Source organism: Nonomuraea sp. NPDC048901 (genome assembly GCF_040649695.1).
Classification (GTDB): domain Bacteria; phylum Actinomycetota; class Actinomycetes; order Streptosporangiales; family Streptosporangiaceae; genus Nonomuraea.
Map to the genome: position 1 here is coordinate 1 of NZ_JBEZFW010000034.1, position 10,641 is coordinate 10,641.

The following is a 10,641-nucleotide window of genomic DNA, read 5'->3' on the forward strand; positions in this document are numbered from 1 at the left end:
TGTACCGGTTAATGATCGAGCAGAACGTTAACCGGTACACGATTTGGTTGTCAATCGCGCCGCGACATCACCGGAGGCCTCGACGTGCCCGAGTTCCTGGACCTGCACAGCAAGATGTCGAAGGCGCTGCGGGCGGCGGCCGAGACGGCGGTGCGGCGCCACGGACTGCACCTCGGGCAAGATCACCTGCTTGCGGTGCTGTGGCGGCAGGACGGCCGCACCCCGGGCGAGGTCGCCGCCGCGCTGAACGTCACCACCCCCAACGTGGTCAAAGCGGCCACCCGGATGACCACGGCCGGCCTGCTCACCCGGCGCCGCGACGACCGCGACAACCGGCTGGTCCGGCTGTGGCTCACCGACGCCGGGCGTGCCCTGCAAGCTCCCATCGAGAGGGAGCGCCGGCTGCTCGAAGAGCAGGTCACCGCCGACCTCACCGAGGCCGAGCGCGAACATCTGCTCAACGCACTGACGAAGATCCACAGTGCGGCGGCCGCCCTGCTGGACGCCCCCATCGACGACCGCGACTCGGCCACCAGCTGACGCTGCGACATATCACCCTCCTTCGTCGTTCGTGAGGCCGTGTTGTCAGTGGGGGCTGAGATCGTGCTTCTGTGAGCGAACTGGTTGAGCATGTCGATGAGCATGACCGCGTGCTGGGAGTCGTCGATCGTGAAGAGGCAGTACGCGAGCACTGGTTGCACCGCATCGCGGTGACGATCTGCCGTGATCGTGAGGGGCGGATCTTGGTGCTGCGACGGGCCCGGACGTTGTCCCGATTCCCGGGCCACTACGATGTGTTGGTCGGCGGTGCCGTGGACGTGGGCGAGTCGTATGAGGAGGCGGCGGTCCGGGAGCTGGCCGAAGAGCTGGGCGTTCGGGTGCGGGTGCGCTTCCTGTTCAAGTTCCTTTGCCGGGAAGGGATCAGCCCCATCTGGTTCGGGGTGCATGAGGCCGTCGTGCCGGAGGTCCTGGTTCCGGACTCGGGTGAGATCGACTGGCTGGACTGGCTGACGGTGAGCGAACTGCTTGAGGTCGTTGATCAATGGTCCTTCGTCCCGGGAGGGCGGGAAGCTCTGCGCCGATATCTGCGGTCCGGATTCGGCAGCGGTGCGGGCGAGGTGGGAGCCGGGTGATCGGCGAGGCGGGTCACCTCGGCATTCGGTACGTGGGTCGCGGTGCGCGCGCTGGACGTACCCGCGACGACGACGCAGCTGGTCGCCCAGCTCGGCCTGAGCCTGGGCACCGTCGGCAGCCATCTGGCGGTGCTGCGCGATGCCGGCCTGGTCACCCGCACCCGCGCCGGCCGGGCCGTCCGCTATGAGCACACGCCGCTGGGCGCGGCCCTGGCGGCCCGCGATCAAGCAGCCGCCCGCGATTAACTCGTGGCGACGTCGGTGGTCATCCCGCGACAATGGCCGACGTTGAGGAGGTCAACGTTGAGGAGGTCGACGTTGGGGAGGTCGGCATGGAGCAGGTCGACGTAAAAGAGGTCCAGGTCGTCGTCGCCCATAACGAGCGCGCGACCCTGCGCGTCGGCGACGTGTTCCTGAAGATCGACGCCGATCAGACGCGCACCGACGTCGAGGTCGAGGCGATGGCCATGGCGCCGATCCCGACTCCTGAGGTCCTGTGGCGCAAGCCGCCCGTGATCGCGCTCGCCGCCCTCCCCGGGACGGCGCTCGGCCGCCTCGGTGAGCCGTCGGCCGCGTCGTCGGCGGCGTGGGTCGCGGCGGGTGCCGCCGTACGGATGCTGCACGACGCGCCGCTGCCGCCATGGCCCGGCCGGAGCATCGACGAGATCGCAGCGCGCCTCGACGGCGAATGCGAGCGGCTGGTCACGAACGGCGTCCTTCCCGCCGACCTGGTCACGCGCAACCGCCGGATCGCCGAGGCCGCGCTCCGGTCGTGGACGCCGGTGTTCACGCACGGCGACCTGCAGGTGACCCACGTGTTCGTCGACGGTGACGAGATCACCGGCGTGATCGACTGGTCCGAGGCGGCCCAGGGCGATGCCCTGCATGACCTGGCCATCTTGACGTTCGGACACGAGGAGCGCCTTGGTGACGTCGTCGCCGGCTACGGCACCGACGTCGATCTCGACGTGATCCGCGCGTGGTGGTCGTTACGCAGCCTGCTGGCGGTCCGCTGGCTGGTCGAGCACGGCTTCGACCCGTTCTTGCCAGGCTGCGAGGTCGACGTGCTGAGATCCCGGATGTGAGGTCGCACAAGCCCGACGGCCACGAGTGCCGTCACCAGGCTCATGTGGTGCGGCCCTGATCGGATATTCCGTGGCGGACGTCCCGGGGAGCGATCACACTGGGCGCAATGGACAGAACAGTCAGCGCATGGGTCACATCGGGTGGCGATCGGCTCGGTGTCATCGGCCCGTTCGCAGTGAATGTGCCGTGGTGGGCCGAAGTGGAGCCGGTCGTCGCGCACCTGCGCCAGGCGCTCGGCGTGGACGTCCTGGTGCTGCGTCTGTTGAACGTGGATGGTGGCGAGGGCGGCCGTGGTGGTCATGTGATCTATCACGTCGAAGCGCTGGAGCGGCCCGCGCCCGGGCGGCTGACGGGTGCGCTGCCCGCCGATCATGCGGTGCTCGACAGGCCCGAGCCGCTGCGGACGCCGTGGGCGCGGATCGACGGGCTGCGGGAGCTGTTCGGCTGGGCGGCGGACGCGCTGAGGACGGCCGGGCGACCGCTGACCGGGCCGATCCGGCAACGCAAGACCTGGAATCTGGCCGGGCTGTTCCTCCTGCCCACCGCCCAGGGACCGCTATGGCTGAAGGCCACGCCCCACTTCGCCACCGACGAGGCCACCGTCATCGACGCGTTCGCGGCTCTGGACCCGGGCCTGGTTCCCACGGTCGTGGCGTCGGGACCGCGGCGAGTCGTGATGGAGCACCTTCCCGGCGAGGACTGCTGGGACGCTCCCGTCGAGATCATCGACAGCGCCGTGACGCGACTGGTCGCCGCCCAGGCCGGCTTGACGGGTGTGATCCCGCCCGGGTTGCCGGACAGCCGCGCGACCGCCGTCGCCGACCGGGTCCGCGACCTGCTCGCCGGTGACGTGGGCCGCGAGCTGACCGCCGAGGAGCTGGCGGGGGCGTACGAGTTGGTCGAACGGTGGCCCATGCTGGCCGAGTGCGGTCTGCCCGACACGATCGTGCACGGCGACTTCCACCCGGGAAACTGGCGCAGCGACGGCGGCCCGCCGACCGTGGTGGACTTCGCCGACGCGCACCTCGGCAACCCGGTGCTGGACGGAATACGGGCTCGTGACTGGCTTCCTCCCGCCAGCCGGCCCGCCGCCGCCGCGGCCTGGATCGCGGCCTGGACCGCGCACGTACCCGGTTGCGACGCGGCGCGCGCACTCGCGATCGCCGAACCGCTGTCCCATCTTCACTACGCCGTCCGCTACCAGGAGTTCCTGGACGGCATCGAACCGTCGGAGCGGATCTACCACCTCGACGACCCGGTCACCAGCATCCGCGCCGCCCTGCGGGCCGCTGTGATCATGGACTGACGATCTGACCGATGGCCACGCGGGCGTACCGTTACCCCGGGCAGTTCCGGCGGCCGACGTTCTGCCCAGCACCGACGACGGAGACCCAGACAGGGCTTTCCGGTGTCATGGCGGCGGCCGTGCACACGATCTGCTCCACGGCCAATGCGGACAGTTTGCCGGCCGGAGTGGACGGGTTCACCGCCAAGTGGCCGGGCTGACGGCCTGGCGCGGCGGTCACCGAGAACGGGGCGGCTTCGGGCGGCACGTCGGTGGTGAGTCCTTGCGCCTGTTCCGCCGTGGTGGGTCCGGCTGCCAGCAGCGCGAGCGTGTCCGCTTGGGACAGTGGCGGACCGGGCCGCGTCACCGCGCTGAGCCGGCCGTTCTTCACCAGGTAGAGGGTGGTCGTCGGGGTTCGTGCGACGGGCCCGCTCGGCGGGTCGCCGGCGCGGATGACGTCGGAGGGTCGCACGCCGCAGCCGGTCACGGCGACGAGCGATACGAGGCCCGCGGCGAGCACGCGGCGGGCGAGCCCGGTCCTCACTCGGGGCCTCCGTCCTGATCGTGCGCCCGGCGTGGCAGACGCAGCGTGAAGATGGCGCCGCCGTTCGGGGCGTTGGTGACAGTGAGGTCGCCTTGGTGCAGGCGCGCGTTCTCCCGCGCGATGGCGAGGCCGAGACCGCTGCCCTCGGACCTGGCCCTGGCCGCGCTGGCCTTGTAGAACCGGTCGAACACGTGCGGCAGCACCGCTTCCCGCAGCCCCGGTCCGTGGTCGCGGACCTCGAGAGCGAGCCATTGCGGGTCGGCGGAAAGCCGTACCGACACCGGTGGCTCGCCGTGCCGCAGGGCGTTGCCGACCAGGTTCGCGAGGATGACGTCCACTCGGCGGGGGTCCAGCCGGGCCGTCACCTCGGGTGGAAGCTCGGTGTGCACCTGCTCCGTCCAGCCCCGGGTACGCAGGCTCGCGCGCACCAGCTCGGCCACGTCGATCTCGTTCAGCGCGAGGGCCGCGACGCCGGAGTCGAACCGGCTGATCTCGATGAGGTCGTTCACCAGCCCGGTGAGGTTGAGCGTCTCCTGGCTGACCAGCCTGGCGGCCCGGCCGGCGGGCTCGGGCAGCTGGGCCGCCTCCTCGTCGAGGACGTCGGCGACCGCGGTGAGCGCGGCCAGCGGGGTGCGCAGCTCGTGGGACACGTCGGCCACGAACCGGCGGGCGTCGGCCTCCATCTCGCGCAGCTGCTTGACGTGCCGTTCCAGCTCCGCGGCGGTGTTGTTGAACGTGCGTGCCACGTCGGCCAGCTCATCGGAGCCGCGGACCGCGATCCTGGTCCGCATCTCGCCCTCGCCCAGCAGGCGTGCCGCCCGGCCGAGCTCGCGCACCGGGCGCAGCACGCCACGGGTGGCCAGCAACGCCAGGACGACCGCGAACGCCAGGGCCGCCCCGCCGATGAGCCAGGCGGACGCGGTGAGCTCGTCGATGCTGCGTTGTTCGGCAAGCAGGCTGCGCGCGGCGTACACCTCGATGCCGGACACCCGCGTCGTCCGGTCCCGCTCGGTGATCAGCAACGGCGCGCCGATGATCAGCCAGGGCGAGTCCTGCCGCACCACGCGTTGCCACGCGATCTGGCCGTCGGCCACCGCCTGCCGCAACTGTGGGGAGATCACCCCGAGATCCAGGGCCAGCACCATTCCGCCCGGCCTCAAGCGTCCCGGCGGGGTGACCGGCGAGTGCGTCTCGTGGTAGATGGCGACCGCGTACTCCACGCTGTCCTGGTCGGGCACGGCGGCGGCGATGTCGTCGAGCTCGTCCGGGCCCGGCACCGAACTCCGCAACGGGTAGAGCGCCGCCAGGCGGCTTCTCATCGTCTGCACCGTGGCATCCTGGGCACGCTGCAGGATGTCGTTGCGGGCCTGGACGTAGAGCCCGCCGGCCACCGCCGCCGTGGTGACCACACACAGCAGGGCGAACGCGAACAACAGCCGGGTACGCAGCCCCAGATTCGGCTGAAATGTCACGGGTGGCCTATACCGGCCCGAACCGGTACCCGAACCCACGCACCGTCTGCACGTAGACCGGCGCCGCCGAGTCGTCCTCGATCTTGGCGCGCAACCGCTGCACGCACGCGTCCACGAGACGCGAGTCGCCGAAATACCCCTGCTCCCACACCGACTCCAGCAGTTGCTGGCGGCTGTGCACCCGGCCCGGCGTGCCGGAGAGCTCGAGCAGCAGGCGCAGCTCGGTCGGGGCGAGGCTGACCGGTACGCCGCGGTTGACGACCACCAGCCCGGCCCGATCGATGGTCAGATCCCCGTGCCGCTCCAGCTCCGCCTGGTCCCGGCCGATGCGCCGGAGTATCGCGCGAATGCGTGCCTCGAGCACCCTGGGCTGCACCGGCTTGACCACGTAGTCGTCGGCGCCCGCCTCCAACCCGGCCACCACGTCCATGTCGTCGCCGCGCGCGGTCAGCATGATGATCGGCACCTCACGGGCGGCTCGAATGCGGCGGCAGACCTCGAACCCGTCCATGCCAGGCAACATCAGATCGAGCACGACGACGTCGGGAAGATCGGCACGCAACCGGTCCAGCCCCTCCTCGCCGGACTCCACCGCGCGCACCCGATGCCCATGCCGGGTCAGGGCCAGCTCAAGGCCCTCTCGTACGGCCGGGTCATCCTCGATCAACAACACTCGCGACACGCCGCCGAGTATCACAGCACGCTCCGTAACTTGCCTGTCGGTCAACCCCATCCACTGTCGGCCGGTCGTGTCCCCGCCTCGTCCGCGCCGTGTCATGGTTGTGTCACGATCGCGCCTACGGTCGACCCAAGGTCCCGCCTGGTCGCGCCGACGGTGGCCGCCGTCGAGAAACGGTGACATGCGGCTGACAACGCACGCACATTCGGCGTCAAGCCTAGTCGCCATGAACGAGCCACGCACGATCCCACCTCGGCCCCGAGATCGGCTGTACGCCGCGGTCACGCTGGTGCTCGCCGTGCTCCTGCTGCCCGCGGCGTTCGTCCGCAGTCCCGGCCGCGCCCGCGAACTGGCCTGCCGCTGGGCGCTGTGGATGCGATTCCCCGCCGAGGACCTCACCGGACTCACCGACGGCGCCATGGCGGCGTTCACCGCGGCGCGTACCGAGGCGCTGTGGCGTCACGGCCAGCTCATCGGCCTCACCTCGGGATACCGCGATCCCGTCGTCCAGCAGCGGATGTTCGACGAGGAGGTGCGCCGTTCCGGCTCCCCGGCCTCGGCCCGCATGCTCGTGTTACCCCCGGCGGAGTCCAGCCACGTCAAGGGCATCGCGCTGGACGTGCGCCCGCACGAAGGCGCGCGCTGGCTCGAGGAACACGGCGCCCGCTACGACCTTTACCGCATGTACGACAACGAGTGGTGGCACTTCGAGCACCGCCCGGACAGGTGCGGCACGCCACCACGTCGACGACCCCACCCCGGCGTGGGCTACGTCATCGAGAACGGGGGTCAGACGTAGCCCATGCGCTACAGGGCACAGGTCGTTAGTTATCGCTGATCGCGCAGACTTTCGCACTCCGCAAGGATCATCGTCCACGAGGCGGCGGGCAACCGCGCCGTCAGCCGGTCACCGTCAGCCTGTACGTCCAGCGGCCCCGGAAGGGCCTCCACCCGGTGCGGGTCGTCCCCGGCGGCGATCACCGAGGCCGACACCGGCCTGACCGCCGCCGGGAGCCGGACGGAGAGGTCGAGGTCCTGGTCGGGCGACCGGTTGACGGCGAACAGCGCCACCTGGGACCCCTCGACGGTGGCCACCGCCGACAGCGCGGGCGCCTCGCCGTACCGCTCGGTCTCCAGGAGCGGCCCGGACGGCTCCACCCGCAGCACGGTGCCGCGCGCGTGCCGGGCCGTCAGCGCGAACGGGTGGAAGATCGTCTGACGCCAGGCCGGGCCGCCGGGCTCGGTCCTGATCGGCGCGATGATGTTGGCGAGCTGCGCCTGGCAGGCGATGCTCACCCGGTCGGCGTGCCGCAGCAGCGTGATCAGGAAGTCCCCCACCACCACGGCGTCGGCGGCGGTGAAGGTGTCCTCGATCAGCTCCGGCGCCTCCTGGAACGGCGAGCGCTCGCGCCCGGTGAACCGGCTCTGGTTCCAGACGTTCCACTCGTCGAAGGACAGGTTGATCTTCTTCTTGCGCCGGAGCTTCGCCCCGATGTGGTCGGCCGTGGCCACGACGGCCGAGATGTAGCGGTCCATGTCCACGGCGCTGCAGAGGAAGCCGGGCAGGTCGCCGTTCTCCTCGTAGTAGTTGTGCAGAGACAGGTAGTCGACCGCGTCGTAGGCGTGTTCGAGCACGGTGGCCTCCCACGCGCCGAACGTCGGCATCCCGCTGTTGGAGCTGCCGGACAGCACCAGCTCGATGCCGGGGTCGACGAGCCGCATGGCCTTGGCGGTCTCGTTCGCGAGCCGTCCGTACTCGTGCGCGGTCTTGTGGCCGATCTGCCAGGGTCCGTCCATCTCGTTGCCGAGACACCAGAGCTTGATCCCGTACGGGGCGGTCACTCCGTGTTTGACCCGCAGGTCCGACCACTGCGTGCCCGAGGGGTGGTTGGCGTATTCCAGCAGGTCACAGGCCTCCTGGAGGCCCCGTGTGCCGAGGTTGACGGCCATCATCGGCTCCACCCCGGCGGCCCGGGTCCAGGTCATGAACTCGTTGAGCCCGAACGCGTTCGTCTCGATCTGCCGCCAGGCCAGGTCCAGCCGGGAGGGCCGGTCGGGGCCGACGCCGTCCTCCCAGCGGTAGCCGGAGACGAAGTTGCCTCCCGGATAGCGGACCACGCTCACGCCCATCTCGCGGGTCAGCTCCAGCACGTCGGTGCGGAAACCGTTGTCGTCCGCCGCCGGGTGGCCCGGTTCGTAGATGCCGGTGTAGACACACCGGCCCATGTGCTCGACGAACGAGCCGAACAGGCGCCGGTCGACGGGGGCGATGCGGAAAGAGGGGTCAAGGGTCAGGTGTGCTTGCGGCACAGGTCAGGCTCCTCGGTAGACGCGTACGTAGTCGAAGTCGGCGTTGACGGCCGGCTGGGCCCCTCCGTGGGCGACCAGGCCGACGCGCACGTCCGTGTCCTTGGGGAAGGTCCACACGCCGCCCCAGGTCCAGGTCTTGCCGTCGCGGCTGGATCCGGCGCGGAACTCGTGCTCCCCGTTGGCCGGGTCCACGTGGTGCGCCAGCCGTAGCCAGGTGGTCTTGGCGGGCGGGCCGACGATGTTGCCGCCGTAGGACAGGCGGCCGGCGAAGGTCAGCTCGCGGCCGTACTCGACCTGGCGGGTGTTCCAGATGGCGACCTGGGACAGGCGGGCGAAGTCGTCGTCGGAGGCGTAGGCGATCAGCCCGGCCTGCTGGTAGTTGCGTACGGCGTCCTCGCCCAGGTCGAGCGTGACCTTGGTCTCCACGACGTAGTCGCCCTTGGGGGCCTCGCGCAGCAGCGCCGACGCCTTGTTGCCGGCCCCGACCAGGTCGGTGCCCTGGACGGGCCAGCGCAGCACGCCCTCCTCGGTCTTGGCCGCGGCGTCCTGCCGCACCCAGGTCCAGCGGGAGTCGAGCGGCCCGTTGAACTCGTCGGCGTCCAGCAGCCTGCCCGTACGCGGCGTCGGCGCCGCCTTGGTGACGGCCTTGAACAGCGGGGCGGCGGAGACGTTGTCGAAGTCGGCGCTCCCGTCGGCGACCAGCCCGATCGGGCCGTTGGCGCGGCCCGTGACGGTGACGCTCGCCCGCGGGTCACGGAGCCGGGCCTCGGTCACCTCGGCGGTGATCGTCCGTCCCTTGACGGTGACGGCCAGGTTGTGCCAGGTCGCGGCGCCTCCGGGCAGCGCCACCGTACGCGACGCGCCGCCCGAGGTGAGCGTCAACCCGTCGCGCGAAACGACCGCGGTCGTGCCACCTATGCGAATCCCGGCGGACTTGTCCGTCTTGAGGTCGGTCTCGACGCGCATGTCCCCGCCGAGCGACCTGCGGCTGATAAGCGTGCCCTGGCCACGGACATACCCATCCTGTACGGTCCAGCCGGCCGTGTTCCGCCAGCCCGACAGATCGCCCGCGAACCGATCGTCCACGACCCCGCGGGTCACCGGCGTCTCCCGCGACTGCTCGGAAGGCCCGGCCCCCGCGCGCACGGCCGGCCAGCCGTCGATCCAGTCCAGCCGGTCCAGCAGCATGGGCCGCTCGTTGATCCCGTACGGCTCGTCCAGGAACGGGTCGCTTCGATCGATGGCGTGGTAGAGCATCCAGTCCTGACCGGAAAGGTCGGTGAGCTGGGCGTGGTGGCCGGTGCCGATGAAGCGGTTGCCGTTCTGGTCCAGGACGGGGGTGCCACCGGCGCGCGAGGCCAGCAGCGGCACGCCCTCGCGGTCGACGAACGGCCCGCGCGGGCTGGTCGAGCGCCCGGCCAGCACCGAGTAGCCGGTGGTCGGCCCGGCGCAGCAGTTCGCCGAGGAGCCGAGCAGGTAGTAGTAGCCGTCGTGGCGCACCACGTACGCGCCCTCGAACTTGTTGTCGATCGCGACCTGGTGCGGCTGCCCGGTGGCGCGCAGCCCGTCGGCGGACAGCTCGGTCACCCACAGGCCGCCGAAGAACCCGCCGAAGTACAGGTACTTGCGCCCGTCCACGTCGGTGAACTGCGCGGGGTCGATCGTGTTCCAGTACGAGTTGCCCGAGGGACGCGGGGCGACGACCGGGGCGTCGATGTGCGTCCACGGCCCGGTCGGCGTGGGCGCCGTGGCGGCGCCGATCGAGTAGTCCCAGTTGGCGGGCGTGGTGGCGGTGTCGGTGACGGTGAAGTACATGACGTACCGGCCGTCGAGGTAACGGATGTCCGGGGCCCAGAACAGACTGCCCGGCGCCGCGTACGACGGCAGGTTGTCCGGCCCGAACGCGTCGCCCACGTAGGTCCAGCTGACCAAATCACTGGAGCGGGAGATCGGCAGCCTGTGCAGGACCTTCTCGCCCTCGCGCAGCGGGTCCGAGGTGCCGTAGGAGTACCAGTAGCCGTCCTGTCCGCGGATCACCGACGGGTCGGCGAACGTGTCGGAGAAGGAGTTGGACACCGGATTGGTGAAGAGGGACAGGATCAGTGTGGCGATGACCGCCAAGTGGTGCATGT

Annotated in this window: 11 protein-coding genes; 6 read left to right on the forward strand and 5 right to left on the reverse strand. The window is 70.5% G+C overall.

The features are described 5' to 3' along the window. Positions 1-84: 84 nt before the first annotated feature. The 5 genes from AB0C30_RS55955 to AB0C30_RS55975 all read left to right on the forward strand — a co-directional run bounded on the left by AB0C30_RS55955 (position 85) and on the right by AB0C30_RS55975 (position 3,525). Positions 85-540 (forward strand): MarR family winged helix-turn-helix transcriptional regulator, encoded by a 456-nt coding sequence (locus tag AB0C30_RS55955; protein ID WP_357960639.1) that lies wholly within the window; start codon positions 85-87, stop codon positions 538-540. Positions 541-611: 71 nt separating this feature from the next. Continuing rightward, complete coding sequence (locus AB0C30_RS55960) at positions 612-1,133, forward strand: NUDIX domain-containing protein (RefSeq protein ID WP_357960641.1); 522 nt, start codon at positions 612-614, stop codon at positions 1,131-1,133. Between the two features lie 42 nt (positions 1,134-1,175). After that, on the forward strand, positions 1,176-1,379 hold the full coding sequence (locus AB0C30_RS55965; protein ID WP_357960643.1) for a helix-turn-helix domain-containing protein: 204 nt from the start codon (positions 1,176-1,178) through the stop codon (positions 1,377-1,379). Between the two features lie 32 nt (positions 1,380-1,411). Then, the gene (locus AB0C30_RS55970; protein ID WP_357960646.1) at positions 1,412-2,218 is read left to right on the forward strand and encodes a phosphotransferase; all 807 of its coding nucleotides are present in this window, start codon (positions 1,412-1,414) and stop codon (positions 2,216-2,218) included. 107 nt (positions 2,219-2,325) lie between these two features. Beyond that, positions 2,326-3,525, forward strand: coding sequence for an aminoglycoside phosphotransferase family protein (locus AB0C30_RS55975; protein ID WP_357960648.1), 1,200 nt, complete (start codon positions 2,326-2,328; stop codon positions 3,523-3,525). A 31-nt stretch (positions 3,526-3,556) separates the two neighbouring features. On the opposite strand, the gene AB0C30_RS55980 is transcribed toward AB0C30_RS55975, so the two are convergent. Genes AB0C30_RS55980 through AB0C30_RS55990 form a run of 3 tightly spaced genes read right to left on the reverse strand, consistent with a single transcriptional unit; the run spans position 3,557 to position 6,202 of the window. Further along, entirely contained in the window at positions 3,557-4,048 is a 492-nt protein-coding gene (locus AB0C30_RS55980; RefSeq protein WP_357960650.1) for a hypothetical protein, read from the reverse strand. Continuing rightward, on the reverse strand, positions 4,045-5,520 hold the full coding sequence (locus tag AB0C30_RS55985) for a HAMP domain-containing sensor histidine kinase (RefSeq protein ID WP_357960653.1): 1,476 nt from the start codon (positions 5,518-5,520) through the stop codon (positions 4,045-4,047). The genes AB0C30_RS55980 and AB0C30_RS55985 overlap by 4 nt, the downstream gene beginning before the upstream one ends. A 7-nt stretch (positions 5,521-5,527) precedes the next feature. Next, the gene (locus AB0C30_RS55990) at positions 5,528-6,202 is read right to left on the reverse strand and encodes a response regulator transcription factor (RefSeq protein WP_357960656.1); all 675 of its coding nucleotides are present in this window, start codon (positions 6,200-6,202) and stop codon (positions 5,528-5,530) included. A gap of 223 nt (positions 6,203-6,425) precedes the next feature. On the opposite strand from AB0C30_RS55990, the gene vanY-N reads away from it, so the two are divergent. Continuing rightward, positions 6,426-6,998 carry a D,D-peptidase/D,D-carboxypeptidase VanY-N gene (vanY-N, locus tag AB0C30_RS55995; protein WP_357960658.1) on the forward strand — a complete coding sequence of 191 codons (573 nt, stop codon included), beginning with the start codon at positions 6,426-6,428 and terminating at the stop codon, positions 6,996-6,998. A 29-nt stretch (positions 6,999-7,027) separates the two neighbouring features. Here the strand turns inward: vanY-N and AB0C30_RS56000 are convergent, their stop codons facing one another. Together AB0C30_RS56000 and AB0C30_RS56005 are read right to left on the reverse strand one after the other, a co-directional pair. After that, positions 7,028-8,509 (reverse strand): alpha-N-arabinofuranosidase, encoded by a 1,482-nt coding sequence (locus tag AB0C30_RS56000; RefSeq protein ID WP_357960661.1) that lies wholly within the window; start codon positions 8,507-8,509, stop codon positions 7,028-7,030. A gap of 3 nt (positions 8,510-8,512) precedes the next feature. Further along, a complete protein-coding gene (locus AB0C30_RS56005; RefSeq protein WP_357960665.1) occupies positions 8,513-10,639 on the reverse strand; it encodes a family 43 glycosylhydrolase in 2,127 nt (708 codons plus the stop codon). Between the last annotated feature and the right edge of the window lie 2 nt (positions 10,640-10,641).

Excerpts from the sequence above, each read along its gene's own strand:
- vanY-N (WP_357960658.1), top strand. The coding sequence starts at position 6,426 with ATGAACGAGCCACGCACGATCCCACCTCGGCCCCGAGATCGGCTGTAC.
- AB0C30_RS55970 (WP_357960646.1), top strand. The coding sequence starts at position 1,412 with ATGGCCGACGTTGAGGAGGTCAACGTTGAGGAGGTCGACGTTGGGGAG.
- AB0C30_RS55975 (WP_357960648.1), top strand. The coding sequence starts at position 2,326 with ATGGACAGAACAGTCAGCGCATGGGTCACATCGGGTGGCGATCGGCTC.
- AB0C30_RS56005 (WP_357960665.1), bottom strand. The coding sequence starts at position 10,639 with ATGCACCACTTGGCGGTCATCGCCACACTGATCCTGTCCCTCTTCACC.